Source organism: Micromonospora sp. NPDC050495, assembly GCF_040655175.1.
Taxonomy (GTDB): Bacteria; Actinomycetota; Actinomycetes; order Mycobacteriales; family Micromonosporaceae; genus Micromonospora.
Window position 1 is genome coordinate 17,440 of sequence record NZ_JBFAJK010000041.1, and the last position, 14,920, is coordinate 32,359.

Annotated in this window: 14 protein-coding genes; 4 read left to right on the forward strand and 10 right to left on the reverse strand. The window is 73.6% G+C overall.

Annotation, left to right across the window (positions count from 1 at the left end; genetic code table 11):
• Positions 1–45 precede the first annotated feature (45 nt).
• Entirely contained in the window at positions 46–993 is a 948-nt protein-coding gene (locus tag AB0I11_RS27700; RefSeq protein WP_357326724.1) for a CU044_5270 family protein, read from the reverse strand.
• Positions 990–1,634, reverse strand: coding sequence for an RNA polymerase sigma factor (locus tag AB0I11_RS27705; RefSeq protein WP_357326727.1), 645 nt, complete (start codon positions 1,632–1,634; stop codon positions 990–992). The genes AB0I11_RS27700 and AB0I11_RS27705 overlap by 4 nt, the downstream gene beginning before the upstream one ends.
• A 409-nt stretch (positions 1,635–2,043) precedes the next feature.
• Between AB0I11_RS27705 and AB0I11_RS27710 the strand changes: the two genes are divergently transcribed.
• Complete coding sequence (locus AB0I11_RS27710) at positions 2,044–3,051, forward strand: polysaccharide deacetylase family protein (protein WP_357326730.1); 1,008 nt, start codon at positions 2,044–2,046, stop codon at positions 3,049–3,051.
• Between the two features lie 95 nt (positions 3,052–3,146).
• Here the strand turns inward: AB0I11_RS27710 and AB0I11_RS27715 are convergent, their stop codons facing one another.
• Together AB0I11_RS27715 and AB0I11_RS27720 are read right to left on the reverse strand one after the other, a co-directional pair.
• On the reverse strand, positions 3,147–4,550 hold the full coding sequence (locus AB0I11_RS27715) for a cellulase family glycosylhydrolase (protein WP_357326733.1): 1,404 nt from the start codon (positions 4,548–4,550) through the stop codon (positions 3,147–3,149).
• A 313-nt stretch (positions 4,551–4,863) separates the two neighbouring features.
• Entirely contained in the window at positions 4,864–6,933 is a 2,070-nt protein-coding gene (locus tag AB0I11_RS27720) for an NACHT domain-containing protein (protein WP_357326736.1), read from the reverse strand.
• Positions 6,934–7,163: 230 nt separating this feature from the next.
• On the opposite strand from AB0I11_RS27720, the gene AB0I11_RS27725 reads away from it, so the two are divergent.
• The 3 genes from AB0I11_RS27725 (at position 7,164) to AB0I11_RS27735 (ending at position 9,561) form a co-directional block, all read left to right on the forward strand.
• A complete protein-coding gene (locus AB0I11_RS27725; protein ID WP_357326739.1) occupies positions 7,164–8,126 on the forward strand; it encodes a TIGR03557 family F420-dependent LLM class oxidoreductase in 963 nt (320 codons plus the stop codon).
• Positions 8,123–8,992 (forward strand): alpha/beta fold hydrolase, encoded by an 870-nt coding sequence (locus AB0I11_RS27730; RefSeq protein ID WP_357326743.1) that lies wholly within the window; start codon positions 8,123–8,125, stop codon positions 8,990–8,992. Before AB0I11_RS27725 ends, AB0I11_RS27730 begins: the two co-directional genes overlap by 4 nt.
• A 164-nt stretch (positions 8,993–9,156) precedes the next feature.
• On the forward strand, positions 9,157–9,561 hold the full coding sequence (locus AB0I11_RS27735) for a hypothetical protein (protein WP_357326746.1): 405 nt from the start codon (positions 9,157–9,159) through the stop codon (positions 9,559–9,561).
• A 9-nt stretch (positions 9,562–9,570) separates the two neighbouring features.
• Here AB0I11_RS27735 and AB0I11_RS27740 read toward each other — a convergent pair whose 3' ends face one another.
• From AB0I11_RS27740 to AB0I11_RS27765, 6 genes are all read right to left on the reverse strand, one after another.
• The gene (locus AB0I11_RS27740) at positions 9,571–10,374 is read right to left on the reverse strand and encodes an endonuclease/exonuclease/phosphatase family protein (RefSeq protein ID WP_357326749.1); all 804 of its coding nucleotides are present in this window, start codon (positions 10,372–10,374) and stop codon (positions 9,571–9,573) included.
• A gap of 10 nt (positions 10,375–10,384) precedes the next feature.
• Positions 10,385–11,875, reverse strand: a complete 1,491-nt coding sequence (locus tag AB0I11_RS27745; protein WP_357326752.1) for a phosphatase PAP2 family protein — start codon at positions 11,873–11,875, stop codon at positions 10,385–10,387.
• Positions 11,876–11,954: 79 nt separating this feature from the next.
• The gene (locus AB0I11_RS27750; protein ID WP_357326755.1) at positions 11,955–12,956 is read right to left on the reverse strand and encodes a YihY/virulence factor BrkB family protein; all 1,002 of its coding nucleotides are present in this window, start codon (positions 12,954–12,956) and stop codon (positions 11,955–11,957) included.
• Positions 12,949–13,953, reverse strand: coding sequence for a diacylglycerol kinase family protein (locus AB0I11_RS27755; protein ID WP_357326758.1), 1,005 nt, complete (start codon positions 13,951–13,953; stop codon positions 12,949–12,951). Before AB0I11_RS27755 ends, AB0I11_RS27750 begins: the two co-directional genes overlap by 8 nt.
• A 101-nt stretch (positions 13,954–14,054) precedes the next feature.
• Positions 14,055–14,606, reverse strand: coding sequence for a Clp protease N-terminal domain-containing protein (locus AB0I11_RS27760; RefSeq protein ID WP_357326761.1), 552 nt, complete (start codon positions 14,604–14,606; stop codon positions 14,055–14,057).
• Entirely contained in the window at positions 14,603–14,836 is a 234-nt protein-coding gene (locus AB0I11_RS27765) for a helix-turn-helix domain-containing protein (protein ID WP_357326764.1), read from the reverse strand. The genes AB0I11_RS27760 and AB0I11_RS27765 overlap by 4 nt, the downstream gene beginning before the upstream one ends.
• Between the last annotated feature and the right edge of the window lie 84 nt (positions 14,837–14,920).

The window sequence follows — 14,920 nt, forward strand, 5'->3', positions numbered from 1 at the left end:
CACGGCGGGCCGGGTCCGGCGCGCGGAGCCGGCCCACCGTGACCGTTACCCGGGCAGCCGGTCAGTCCATTCGGCAGTGATGGTGGTAGCGACGCCATTGGCGAGCTCGGCGGGAACCCGAGGGCCGTCGAACGTGTGGAAGGAGGTGGTCTTCCGGACCTGACCGGTGTCCGTGTCGACGACCATGTGTACCCGCCCTCGAGACAGGTCGATCGACAGGCTCTGGCCCTGCCCGGTCACGCCGGTGCTCTTGACACCGGGATAGGTGGCGAGAGCCTGGAAAGCGGCGGCGCGGACCTTGGGTGGGGCGGGCAGCCGGGTGACCAGGGCGATCAGGTCGCTGAGGACAAACTCCTCCCTGAAACCGGAGACCTTCTCCAATGTCCCGTCGCTCCTCTTCACGGTGAGCGGGGGACGTTTGTGATTTTCGGCGGTGAGCCATTCCCGCAACGCGGCCGGATCGGTCGGCAGCGTCTGGATCTGCTGGAGGCTCACCGCACCGGCACCCAGGAGGAACCCCGACTTTTGTTCCTTGATCTTGCCGCCGTACAACCGGAACCAGGTCCGGCCATCCCGCCGGATCCACCTCTCGTCCAGGTAGTAGTAGTCGGACTCGGCCCGCACGTGCCAGTAGGTGCCGGCGGTCTCGGGCGCCTGCTCCGCGGTCGTCGCGGCGGCGAGCAGGATCTCCCGTCCGGAGGCGTCGCCGGAGGCCCTGGCGGGCCCGCCGCGCCGGCCCTCGGGCTGATTGACGCCGACCAGCACCACCGTTGCGGTCGCCGCGACCGCCACGGTCAGGGCCGAGGCGAGGATCAGCCGGCGCCGTGGTGCGCGACGCGGTGCCGGATCGGGCGCGGACTGGATGTGGTCCATGACGAACTCCTGGATCGACCGGTGGCGGTCGCTGGGCAGATCCCGCTCCGCCGGCGCCGGCACGAGACCGGCCAGATCGGCACGGGCATCCGAGAGAGCCTGACGCGGATTGGCGTTCATCGGGTGTTCTCCTGAGCGAACCGGACCGCGATGGTGCGGTCGACTGATACCTGTCCGCGGCTGCGGGCCGGTTCCCGGTCTTCCCCGGCCGCCGCGGGACTTCGGTCGGCGACCAGCGTGTGCAGCTTGGCGCGAGCCCGGGACAGCCGGGACCGCACCGTCCCGACCGGTACGCCGAGCGCGACCGCCGCCTCGGCGTAGTCGAGCCCGGACCAGACGCACAACGCCAGCACCTCACGTTCCGGTTGGCGCAGCGCGGCGAGGGCGCGCCGCACCAGGGCGATCCGTTCCCGGTCGCGGATCCGTCCGGCGATCTCCTCGGCGAAGTCGGGCACCACCTCCGCCCGGGGCAACCGCGCCAGCGCCCCGGCGTGCCGCCGGGCGGCGCGCCGGACATTGCGTGCGACGTTGGTGGCGATGCCGAGCAGCCAGGGCCGCAACGACCCGTCGGCACCGACGTCGATCCGGCCCCGCAACCGCCACGCCTCGAGGAACGTCAACGACACCACGTCCTCGGCCACCGACCAGTCCCCGGTCAGCCGGAAGCCGTGGTTGTAGACCGAACGGGCATGGTCGTCGAACAGCTCCCGGAACGCCTCGGGGTCCCCGGCCCGTATTCGGGCCCGCACATTCTTCTCCACACGCACTACCTGTCCGCTCGTCCCGGGTGGGTTCCAGGGCGGCGTGCCAGGCGCACACCGGATGGTGCCGCGGGTCCGTCACCCACCAGCGCGCCACTCCCGATAGCGGCCTGGAACTTTCGGGGCCGACTGCCCGGGCCAACGACTCTCATCGCCCCAGGCTGACGGCGGTTGACAGGAGAAACGGGGCCCAGGACGGCTCCAGGACTTCCGGAAATTGTTGACACCGGGAGCAAGCCGCGCCAATACTGTCGCCGGCGACACACCTCGATGAATGTCGATGTAGGTCGCCGTGCGGCCTGGCTTGCCGGTCGACCACCACGCCACCGACCACTCCGCCGGGTCATCGCCGCCGTCCCCCTCCCCGCCAGCCCTCGCGAGGAGCGCCCCGAAGGAGGACCCACCCCGCATGCGAACCTCACCACATCCGCCGAAGCGATCCCTGGTCGCCGGCCTCGCCGTCGCGGCGCTGGTCGCGGCGACCGGCGTCGTCGCGACGCTCACCGCAACCGCCGCCCCCGCCCGGGCCGCCGCCTGCAGCGGATACGTCGGGCTCACCTTCGACGACGGGCCGTCCAACGACCACACCCCGGCGCTGCTCAACGCCCTGCGGCAGAACGGGCTGCGGGCCACCATGTTCAACGAGGGGCAGTACGCCGCCGCCTACCCGTCCCAGGTCCGGGCGCAGGTCACTGCCGGCATGTGGGTCGGCAACCACAGCTACACCCACCCGCACCTGGTCCAGCAGAGCCAGGCGCAGATCGACTCCGAGGTCTCCCGGACCCAGCAGGCGATCGCCAACGCCGGCGGCGGCACGCCGAAGCTGTTCCGCCCGCCGTACGGCGAGACCAACTCGACCCTGCAATCGGTGCTGTCCAGGTACGGCCTGACCCAGATCATCTGGGACGTCGACTCGCAGGACTGGAACGGCGCGAGCGTCGACGCGATCGTGCAGGCCAACTCCCGGCTCACCAACGGCCAGATCATCCTCATGCACGAGTGGCCGGCCAACACCCTGGCGGCCATCCCGCGCATCGCCCAGGTGCTGGCCAGCAAGGGCCTGTGTGCCGGCATGATCTCGCCGCAGACCGGCCGCGCCGTGGCACCCGACGGTGGCGACACCGGTGGCGGCGGGGGCGGTGGCGGCGGTAGCAGTTGCACCGCCACGCTCTCCGCCGGCCAGCAGTGGAGCGACCGCTACAACCTCAACGTCTCGGTCTCCGGCACCAACGCCTGGACGGTCACCATGAACGTGCCGTACCCGGCGAAGATCATCAACGTCTGGAACGTCAACGCCAGCTGGCCCAACGCCCAGACGATGGTCGCCAAGCCGAACGGCAGCGGCAACACCTTCGGGGTCACCATCCAGCACAACGGCAACTGGACCTGGCCGACCGTCTCCTGCGCGGCCGGCTGACGCCGGGACCGCCGGCCCGCCCACCGGGCCGGCCGGTCGAGACGTACCCAGACGGCGGTGGCCGGGTCCGCGCGGACCCGGCCACCGCTCCGGTTTCAGCTCGCGGTGCAGGTCACCGCCGGGATCGCGTTGCTGCCGTTCCAGCTGCCGATGAAGCCGAAGCTGGTGCTGGCGCCGGCGCCGAGCCGGCCGTTGTAGTCCACGTTGCGGGCGGTGTACGTGGTGCCGCTGCCGCTGATCGCGGCGTTCCACGACTGCGTGACGGTCTGACCGTTGGCGAACGTCCACCGCGCCGACCAGCCGCTGATGGCGGCAGCCCCGGCGGTCACCTTGACCTCGCCCTGGAAGCCGCCCTGCCAGGAGTTGACGATCGTGTAGCTGGCCGTGCAGCCGCCCGGCGGCGGAGTGGTCGGCGGAACCGTCGTGGGCGGAACCGTCGTGGGCGGGGCCGTCGTGGGCGGGGCCGTGGTGGGCGGGGCGGTGGTCGGCGGAGTCGTCGTGGGCGGGGTGGTGCCGGCGTAGACGGAGGCCTCCTTCCCGGTGGCCTTGATGCCGTTGGCGCCGTTGAAGATCCGCTGGCCCCAGCTGGTCAGCTGGCTCGGGTCGAAGTTGGTGACCATGTCGAGGTACTCGACGCCGCCACCGTTGCCGCTCCACGACCAGCCGAGGTAGCCGATCCCGTTGGCCTGGCTGTAGGCCATGATGGTGTCCTCGTCGGGATTGCCGTCGGAGTGGTTGAAGCCGAACTCACCGACCACGATGGGCAGCCCCGCGGTGCGGAACCGGCCCAGGTAGTCGGTGATCTCCGCGGCGGTGTCGAAGACGCCGTACATGTGGATCGAGAAGACGGTGTTCTTCTGCGGGTCGGCGGCGAAGACCGTGCCGGCGTTGTCCCGCATGGTGAACGACCAGTCCTGACCCCAGTTCGGGGCGTCCACCATGATCGTGTGGGTCAGCCCGCCGCTGCGCAGCCGCTTGATCGCGTTGCCGGTGTCGGTGGCCCAGGTGGCGTAGCCCTGGTTGCCGTAGGGCTCGTTGCCGATGTTGACGATGACGTACTTCTCCTGGCCCTGGAGCACGCTGGCGATGCTGAGCCAGTAGTCGACCGCCCGGTCCAGGGTGATCGCGCCGCTCTGCTCGCCGTAACCGGTGGTGTCGTGCACCTCCAGCACGCAGATCAGCTTGTTAGCCTTGCAGAGCGAGATGACGTTGGCCACGTCGGAGGCGCTGTTCTTGGTCCAGCGGTCGCCACTGGACAGCACCACCCGGACGCTGTTCGCGCCGAGCGCCTTGATGTTGGCGAACGAACTGGTCTGCTGCGGGTACCAGGTGTGCGCGTGGCTGACCCCGCGCATCACGAACTCGGTGCCGTTGGCGTCGTAGAGCCGGCCGTTGGCGACCGAGAACCCGGCGGCGGCGTGCGCCGGCTGCCCGAAGGCGAACACGGCGGCGAGGACCGTCAGCAGGGCGACGCCCGCGACGGAGAGCAACTTTTTCATGGTTGTCCTCAGGAGGTCTCCCCCGGTGCCCAGGTGGGGGTGCGATGTGCTGACTGGACGCGACGGCTGAGCCCGACAGCCGCCGCCGGCTCCCGGCGGACGCAGGCATCAGCGTAGGGCGATGGAACGCGGAAGGCAACCGGTTAAGTTGACCGACGGTACGGGGTGGTTGCCGGTGGCGGCCCATGTCGCCACGGACCGCCACCGGTGCGGTCATCCCCACCACAGGATGTCGCGCCACTCCGGTCTGAACCGGTTAAGCCGGACTGTAGGCAGCGCCGTCGCGGGCGTCAAGGGAGCCGGGCGTCCGGTCTCAGCCGCCGACCGGGTCGGTCACCGGGTCGCCGCCGGTCACCCCGTCCCGGACCGCGGCGGTGGGAACGCCCGCCGCCGCGGCCAGGTGGCTCTGCAACGTGGAGTGACGGAACTGGTACACGCCGCCCGCCTGGCGCAGCACCCCCCGGTCATGCGCCTCGTCGAGGAAGGCGAGGATCCGCAGCGGCGTCTGCCCGGTGCAGGCCAGGTAGAGCCGGACGAAACAGAACGGACCCCACTCCGACCAGGAGAACGCGACCGCGACCGCCACCGCCACCACCAGCGCGATCAGCGCCGCCGGTGCGGTGATGCCCCAGAGGATGAGGGCCACCCCCCAGAAGACCCCCCAGCCCACCCCGGTGGCCACCGCCAGCGCGCGGTCCTCCCGCAGCAGCCGGCGGGGACTGACGCTGCGGCCCACGTCGACGTAGACCTCCAGCCGCCCGGTGAGGAAGAACGCGAAGCCGGCGACCGCGCCGACCAGCCCGGCCACCACGCCGTAGCCGGCGCCGGAACGGATGGTGACGCTCGCGCCCAGGGTGGCACCGACGAGCAGTGCGGCACTGCCGGGAATCAGCAGCGTACGGGCCCGGACCTGGGCCAGGTCGAGCCGCTGCGGCCGGGTCGGCAGCGAGGTCAGGAAGCCGAGGAAGGCCGCCGCCACCCCGCCCCCGACCGCGCCACCGACCGCCCCGAGGGCGGCCAGGGCGACCAGCCCGAACGCCGCACCGCAGAGCAGGCCGACGAACGGGCGCACCGGCCACGGCCCCAGCTCCCACCAGGCCAGGTCCAGCGTCTTGCGAGCCTCCATCCGGCGCGCCAGCCTGCCCAGCCAGGCGAGCGCCGCCTGCGCCTCGGCAGGGCCGCGCCGGGGCCGGTCGCCGACCGAGGTGCCGTAGACCACCGGCACGAACCGGGCGAACAGGTGCTGCTCGAGCGCGGTCCGGTCGGCCGACCGGTCGGCCGCCAGCAGCTCGTTCGGGTCGGTGCCGGCCTGCTGGTACGCGACCCGGGCCAGCTGGGCCATCAGCGGGGTGGCGAGCGTCTCGGCGAGCACCCCCTCGCCGCGCTCCAGCGCGCCGGTCACCTCGCGCCACCGCTCCGGCCGCTCGGTGCCATCCACCAGGTAGGCGATCACGTCGCCGACCGGCAGCGGCAGGATCTCCACCACGGGCGTCTTGGCCAGCAGCCCGAAGCCGGCCGCCTCCTCGTACTCGGTGCTGCGGCTGGTCAGCACCAGCTGCCGGCGGGGCCCCAGCACGTCGTTGATCGCCGCGATCGCCGACGACCGGTGCTCGCTGGCCATCTCGTCGAAGCCGTCCAGGATGGGCAGGACCCGGCCGGTCGCCACCAGCTCCTCGGCGAGGGTGCGGTGCGTGCCGTCCGGTCCGGGCACCAGCCGGGCCAGGGTGCGGTTGTCGGTGGCCAACCGATCGGCGATCCACTCGTCGAGCCCGTCCGCCGCCGGATGCCAGCCGGAGATCGACAGGAGCACCGGCACCGGGTCGGCCGGCGCCCGCCGGGCCAGCAGGTCGAGGGTGAGCCGCAGCACGAGGGTGCTCTTGCCGGTGCCCGGTTCGCCGATCACCGCGAGCCGGCGGGGCGAGCCGTCGCGCAGGAACACCTCGGCGACGTCCGGAAAGGTGCCGTCCAGCGGCACCGCCCCCGTGCCGGGCGCGCCGTGGATGGACGGCCAGCTCACCATGACGGCCCGGCTCCGGGCGGTCACCGCCCAGCGCACCGGCAGCGGCCACGGATCGCTCACCTTGCGGGCCGCCTCCTCCGCGCTCCACTGCTCCTGCTGCGCCCGGGCCAGCGCCGCGACGGCCGCGTCGACCGCGCCGGTCACCCCGCTGCCGGCCGCCGTGGACTCCTTACGCCAGAGCCACACCAGCAACGACACGAGCGCGAGCAGGGAGGCCAGGTAGAAGCCGATCGTGCTGGACCACTGGTCGGCCTTCGCCCGGCCCTCGCCACGCAGGAACCTGGTCCACCCGGAATAGCCGGTGAGCGCGGCCACGACGACAACGACGAACCACACGCGTGGCCGCCGCCACCATCTCCGCATGCAATCATCATCGCCACTGCCCCAGGGGCACACAACGCGCTCCCGCTCCGATCTCGGGCCACCATCGACCGCCGTTCGCCGGCACCGGCCGTCCGGGTCGGTGGCCCCGGACGGCCCGCCCGGGGGTTGCGGCCCGCCGCCGGCCCGATCGACGTGGCCGAAGCGGACACCAGGGTTGACCGCCGCGCGGCGGGGTATCCGGTGACGATCCGCCCGGAAGGAGTCGAGCCATGGTCCACGTCGGCTACACGCTCATGTGCGAACAGTCCGGCCCGAAGCAGCTGGTCGACTACGCCGTCCGCGCCGAGGCAGCCGGCTTCGACCACCTCGTCACGTCCGACCACTACAGCCCCTGGCTGGACAGCCAGGGCCACTCCCCGTACGCCTGGTCGGTGCTCGGCGCGGTCGCCCACGCCACCAGCCGGGCCGAGCTGCTGTCCTTCGTGACCTGCCCGCTGCGCCGCTACCACCCGGCGGTGGTGGCGCAGAAGGCCAGCACGATCGGGGTGCTCTCCGACGGGCGGTTCACCCTCGGCCTCGGCGCCGGGGAGAACCTCAACGAGCACGTGGTCGGCGGCTGGCCGCACGTGCAGCAGCGGCACGAGATGTTCGAGGAGGCGCTCCAGATCATCCGGCCGCTGCTCAACGGGGAGACGCTGACCTTCTCCGGCAACCACTACGAGGTGCCCGACGCGTATGTCTGGGACCGGCCGGAGCGGCCGGTGCCGATGGCCGTGGCCGCCTCGGGCCGGCAGTCGGCCACCCTGGCCGCCGAGTACGCCGACGCGCTGATCGCCACCGACCCGCTGCCCCACCTGGTGGAGATGTACGAGGAGGCCGGCGGCGCCGGGCGGCCCCGGTACGGCCAGGTGGCCATCTGCTACGGCCCCGACGAGGCCGAGTGCCGCAAGATCGCGCACGAGCAGTTCCGCTGGTTCGGCCTGGGCTGGAAGGTCAACACCGACCTGCCGGACCCGGAGGCGTTCGCCGCGGCCACCCAGTTCGTCCGGGAGGACGACGTGGCGGAGGGCATCCCCTGCGGGCCGGACGTGGACCGGCACGTCGAGGCGGTCAAGAAGTTCGTCGACGCCGGCTTCACCCACGTGGCGCTCCTGCAGGTGGGCGGGGACAGCCAGCCGATGTTCCTGGACTGGGCCCAGGAGCAGCTGCTGCCCGGGCTGCGCGAGCTGTGACGCTGCGACCGACGCGCGGGGCGGCGCCCGGCCGCGTCCCCCGGCCGACGTCACCGGCCCGCTTCGGCGCCGCCGAGCTGCGCCTCGCCCTCGCGGCGCCCCGGCCGGCCGCCGGCCTGACCAGCGAGTTCCGGCTCATCGACGGGCTGCGTACGCACACCCGCCGCGGCGGCGACCCGGGCGGCGGTCCGGCCGTGGTGCTGGTGCACGGGCTCGCCGTGTCGCACCGCTACCTCACCCCGCTCGCCCGCGAGCTGGCCGGCACCGGCCCGGTGTACCTGCCGGACCTGCCCGGCTTCGGGCTGACCGAGCGCCCCGCCGGGGCGTACGACGTGCCCCGGCACGCCGCCTTCCTGGCCGCCTGGCTGGCCGCGTACCGGCTCGGGCCGGTCTGTCTGCTCGGGCACTCGTTCGGCGCGGAGGTGGTCGCCGCGCTCGCCGCGCGCCGGCCCGACCTGGTCGGCGCGCTGGTGCTGGCCGCGCCGACCAGCGACCCGGCGGCCCGCAGCCGGCGGGCGCAGATCGGCCGGTGGCTGGTGGACACCGCGCGCGAGGCCGGGCTCCAGGCGCCGCTCCTGGCCCGGGACGTCTGGGACGCCCGGCCCTGGCGGGTGTTCGCCACCCTGTCCCACTCGGTGCGCAACCGGGTCGAGACCGACCTGGCCCGGGTCACCGCGCCCACCCTGGTCATCACCGGGGCGCGGGACCCGGTCGTCCCGCCGGGCTGGCGGGAGCAGGCGGCCCGGCTGGTCCCGAACGCCCGGGCGGTAGCCGTGCCCGGTGCCGCGCACAACGTCGCCACCACCGCGCCGGGACCGGTCGCCGACGCGATCCGGCACCTGCTGGCACCCGCCCTGGAAAGGTGAGTCCATGCGTATCGGTAACACCGAGATCCGGCCCGCCGGCGGCGGGCTCGGCTGCCTGCTGATGATCCTCTTCTCGATCGTCGCCTCGGTGGTGCTCACCGTGCTGCTGAATCTGCTGCTCTGAACCAGGCTCGCGGCCCACCCCCCGGCAACAGAATGAGGGCGTGAACCTGCTGACCGTCCTGCCGTTGGCGGTCGTGATGGTCGCCGGGCCCCAGCTGATCAGCGCGCTCTTCCTGGCCGCGAGCCGGCAGCCGCGGCGCAGCTCGCTGGCCTACCTGGCCGGCACGGCGCTGGGCATCCTGGTCCCGCTGACCGTCTGGTACGTCGTGTTCCGCGCGCTCCGGCACGGCATCGGCGGGACCGGCGGCCGCGGCAGCCGGCACGTGATCGACTGGCTGGTGCTGGGGCTGCTGCTGGCCCTGCCCCTGCTGACGCTGGTGCTGCTCGGCGACCGGGGCGCGGCCGCGCTGCCGAAGCTGCGGGACCGGGCCAACGCGCACTCCTGGGTGGTCAGCGAGTTCGTCATCCTGATCTTCGTAGTCATCGTCGTCGCGGACCTGGCCTAGCCGGACCGGTCAGCCGGGCGTCAGCGCCAGGTCGGCGACGACCGGGTAGTGGTCGGAGGCGGTGTCGGCGGCGCCGCCCCGCACCACCCGGACCGCCCGGGCCAGGGCGGCCAGCGCCGGGCTGGCCAGCAGGTAGTCCAGGCGCATGCCGGCGAACTCCGCGCCGCCGTGGCGGGTCGGCACGGTCAGCCCCGCGGGCTCGCCGCCACCCAGGTGGGGCCAGAGGTCGACCAGGCCGGCGTCGCGCAACCGGGCCACCGCCCGGGTGTCCACGGTACGGCCGTCACGGCGCAGGTGACGCCGCCGGTAGAGGGTCGACAGCCCGGCCAGGCGGGCGGTGTGGTCGACGCCCGGCTCCAGGGTGTTCAGGTCGCCGACGAGCAGCGCCAGCCGCCCGCCGCTGGATCTGACGGCGGCCGCCAGCCAGTCCGCCTCCAGCCGGCGCCGGCCCGGGGAGAAGGGGTTCAGGTGGGTGCTGAGCACGGTCAGCGGGCCCTCCCCGGTGGCCAGCTCGACCCGGGCGGTGGCGTGGTGGAACGGGCGGCGGACCCGGCCCGAGCGGAGCACCGGCAGCGGCGCGCGGACCAGCACCGCGACGGGCTGGCCGAAACAGGACCGGGCCAGGTGCGGCACCATCCCCACCCGGCCGGCCAGCTCGGTCAACCGGCCACCGCGGTCGAGACCGCGCAACTCCTGCAGGGCCAGCACGTCGGGGCGCTGCGCGGTGACCACCGCCAGGATCCGGTCCCACCGGTCGGTCCCGTCCGGGTCCCGCCCGCCGGTGCGGACGTTCCAGGTCATCACCCGCAGCATCGGCGCCCGGTCAGTCCTCGCGGCCGGCTTTGGCCAGCTCGTCGTCCAGCTCGTGCACCTGCTCGGACTCGATCGCCGGCTGGTTGCCCGCCTCGACGTCGGCGTTGGGCCGGACCACCCAGTAGAGCAGCGAGAGCCAGAGGGCGGCGAGCACGATCGCGCCCATGAAGTCGGTCGGGTGGTGCATGCCCCGGTACATCCGGGAGGTGGCCACACCGACCGGCATGAGCACCGCCAGCGCCACGAAGAGCCACCGCCACCACCGGTCGGTACGCACGAACACGATGATCGCGATCGCGCTCCACAGGCAGATGCTGGCCGCGATGTGCCCCGAGGGGAACGACGAGGTCGGCATCTGCCCGTCCAGGTTCTCCACCGGCGGGCGGGGCCGCTCGACCACCCGGGCCGCGGCGAGGAAGAGGCTCAGCTCGCCGAACATGGCCAGCACCACGAAGAGCACCGGCCGCCAGCGCCGCCAGACCGCCAGCACCAGGGGGCAGAACACCAGCGACACCAGCAGGATCGCGTGGGTGTCGCCGAACTTGCTCCACCACCAGCTCAGGTCGTCGAGGCCGGGGCTGCGCCGGGCGGCGAACCACTGCGAGACCTCGGTGTCGAGGGTGTCGAAGACGGTGCCCTTGGCGTGGTAGCTGACGTACATGCCGAAGGCGTAGAGGGCACCGAAGACGAGCACCCAGCCGACCACCAGCTCGGCGACGGCCGAGCGGGGGTGCTCCAGCACGTGCTCCTCGGCCGGCGCGGGCGCGATCTCCCGCCCCGCCTCGGGCTCCAGCCCCTCGGTGACCGGCGGCACCGGCCGGCCGCGTTCCCGCCGCCAGAGCCGGAAGGCGTACGCGGTCATGCCGAGCCACAGGGCGCCGAGCAGCCAGCCGGCGAGCACGTCGGAGACGAAGTGCACGCCCAGCGCGATCCGGGTCAGCCCGATCAGCAGCACCAGCACGCCGACGCCCGCGATGGCCGGCTTGCGCCAGCGGGGCGCCATGGCCGGCAGGAAGACCAGCAGCAGCGCCCCGTACGCGACGAACGAGCCGAGCGCGTGCCCGCTCGGGAAGCTGTTGCCGGGGGCGTGGGTGATCGGCACGTCGACCACCGGACGCAACCGCCCCACCAGCGCCTTGAGCGACGGGTCGAGGATGAGCCCGCCGACCCCGGTGATGATCAGATAGACCGCCAGCCGGGACTGCCGGCGGATGAGCAGGCTGACCACGGCGATGGTGACCAGCCAGATCAGCACCGGCCGCCCGCCCAGGTCGGTCACCGCCTGCAGGACGGTGACCAGGGGATGGTGTGGCGCCACCAGGTTGTTGAACCACTCGGCCGCCTCGTGATCGGCGTGGTAGAGCGGCTGCCAGTGGAACCGGACCAGCATGAGCAGCACGCCGAACCCGACCCCCGCGCCGGCGACGGCGACCAGCCCCGCGACGCTGCGCTCGGCGAAATGGCCGAGCGGCCGGCGCATGGCCTCCTTGACCGCGGTCACACCGCACCTCCCTCATGGTCCTGCGAGGCGCGCAGTACCCGATCCGGCTGCCCCGTACACGCCGCCGCGGGGCGGGTCGTCAGAGTGCGGACATGCCGCCCGTGTCGAGGGCCTCCGCCCGCTCGGCCTCCGGCTCCCACAGGTCGGGCTGGGCGGGCTCCTGCACACCGATACGCATGGCCTCCAGCTGGGCGGCGAAGGCCAGCCCGCCGAAGAGCGCCATACCGGTCAGGTTGGCCCAGAGCAGCAGCGCCATCATGCCGGTCAGCGCGCCGTACGTCTGCCCGAAGCCCCCGCTGGTCTTCACGTACGCGGCGAGCAGCAGGCTGGCCAGCCACCAGAGCGCGGTGGCGATCCCGGCGCCGAAGAAGAGCCAGGACAGGCCGGGCTGCCGCCGCCGGGGCGCGTGCCGGAACAGCAGGGCCACGGCCAGCACGGTCAGGCCGAGGCTGAGCGGCCAGCGGATCACGTCCCAGGCGGCGTTGGCGAACTGGCCCCACTCGTAGTGCCGCTGCACCGAATCCCCCACCGCCCCGCCACCGACCAGGATCAGGAAGCCGGTCAGCGCGGGCACGCCGGCGAGCAGCGCGAGCGCGGCGGCGCGAACGTACTTGGCCAGGGCCGGCCGGTCCCGCTCGACGCCGTAGATCCGGTTCGCGCCCCGCTCGATCTGGGCCATGGTGGTGGTCAGCGCGACCAGGCCGGTGAGCAGGCCGAGGGTCAGCGCCAGCTCGCCGGCCCGCTCGGTGCGGTCGCCGTCGGCCAGCAGCTCCTGGACCACCGATTCGCTCTGGCCGGGGGTGATCGCCAGCACGGTGTCGGCGACCACCTTGCCGCCCTCGTCCGCGCCGAGGTCGCTGATCAGGCCGGTGAGCGCGATGAGGAAGGGCACCACGGCCAGGCAGAGCTGGAGCGCGAACGCGCGGGCGTGGCTGAACCCGTCGCCGTAGCGGAACCGGATGAAGGCGTCCCGGAGCAGGCACCAGCCGCCGTGGCGGCGCAGGGTGTGCCAGGCGTCGTCGGCGGAGAGCTCCTCCCGGGCCATCAGCCGGGTCTCGGGGACCAGCTTGGTGCTACTCACGGCGGGCCTCCTCGACCAGCCGCTCGCCCCGCTCGGCCGCGGCGTCGGCGTCCACGGACAGGTCGGGATGCTGCTCGGGCCGCGGTACGCAGAGCCAGAGCGACTCCGGCCGGATCTCGGCGGTCAGCGACCGGCCCGGCTCGATCAGGTCGCCGTCGAGCTGGCGGGGCTGGGCCCGGTTGCTGGTGATCGCCACCCGCCGGCCCCGGAACACCTCCATCCGGGGCACGCTGCCGCGCCGCCGCAGCACCGCCCAGCCCATCGCCGCCCAGTGCCGCAGCCGCCGGGGGGTCAGCACCGCCACGTCGAGCCAGCCGTCGTCGGGCTCGGCGTCGGTGAGCAGGCGTACGCCGCCCTGGAGGCGGCCGACGTTGGCGATCAGGACCGAGCGGGCCCGGCGGCGCAGCGGTGGCCCGTCGTCGATCCGGATGGAGACCCGCATCGGCCGGTCCCGCAGGTGTTTGGCCGCCCCCACCAGGTACGCCGGCCAGCCGAACCGCCGTTTCGTGGTCTCGGAGGTGGAGTCGAGCATCTGGGCGTCGAAGCCCATGCCGGCCATGACGGCGAAGCACCGGTCGTCGACCGCGCCCACGTCCAGCCGCCGCATCCCGCGCTCGACGGCGATCTCGAGCCCGGCGGCCAGCTCGTTGGAGAGGCCGAGGTTGGCGGCGAGCAGGTTGCCGGTGCCCTGGGGCAGTACGGCGAGCGCCACCTCGGTGCCGGCCAGCGCGGTCACGCAGGCCATCACGGTGCCGTCCCCGCCGCAGGCGAAGACCACCTCGGCGCCGGCCCGGACCGCCTCCTCGGTCTGGCCCCGGCCGGGGTCCTCGGCGGTGGTCTCGTACCAGGTCGGGGCGGGCCAGCCGGCGGCGTCGAGGGCGCCGTCCACGATCCGGCGGAACTCGTCCAGATCGGTCACCTTGGTGGGGTTGACGACCACGGCCGAGCGCGGCGCGGGGTTGTCGGCGGTCACCGGGCGTTTCTCCTCACCGTTCACGGCGCAAGTGTGCAGCAACCGCGGTGCCGGGGCGACCCGACGGGCCCCGACGTCGCATGGATTGCAAACAGGTTTGTCGACCGCGGCGACCGGGCAGGGGCTCAGGCCGCCGGCCGGTGGGTCGCCGCCACCTGCCCGCGCAGCCCGGCGAGGTCCGCGCCGGCCTCGGTGAGGGCCAGCGCGGCCGGGCCGGTGCCCTCGCGGAGCAGGCCGAGCAGGAGATGCCCGGTGTCGATCCGCCGGTGACCGAGCCGGGCGGCCTCGCGCCGGGCGAGGGTGAGCGCCCGCTTCGCGGCGGGTGAGAACTCCGGTCCGCCGCGCCGGGCGGGTGGGGCCGCACCCAGCGCGCCGGAACCGAAGGACTCCTCCACCCGGGCGAGCACGGCGGCGAGGTCGATGCCGATGGTGCGCAGCGCCGCCGCGTCCGCCTCGGTGAGGCCGGCGGCGCCGCGGGCGGTGTGCCGGGCCGCGGCGGCCCGCAGCTCGTCGGGCCGGATGCCGGCCGCCTCCAGCAGCTCCAGGACGGGGTCCTGGTCGGCGAGGAGCGCGAGCAGCAGGTGTGCGGTGCCGGCGGGTTCCCGGCTGGCGGCGCGGGCGTCCTGCCCCGCCCGCCGGACCGCCGCGCGGGCGCGGTCGGTGAATCGTTCGATCATCGTTCCTCCCAGGTGCCGGGGACCGCGGGTCGACCGGCGTGCCGGCCGCGGACGGAGTGCCGGCTGACCTCCAGGGCCTCGGCGATCTGCTGCCACGACCAGCCCTGGCAGCGGGCGTTGTCGACCTGGACCATCTCGAGCCGGTCGAGCAGCTGGCGCAGGGCGCGCACCGCGCGCAGGCCGTCGCGGGGATCGGTGCCGCCGGCGGCCGCGATCGTCGTCTCACTCATACTGTCAATATAAGTTGACGAGCGCGTTTCGTCAACCTCAGTTGACACGACACGCGGGCCGACGCGCCGACCCGGCCGCTGACC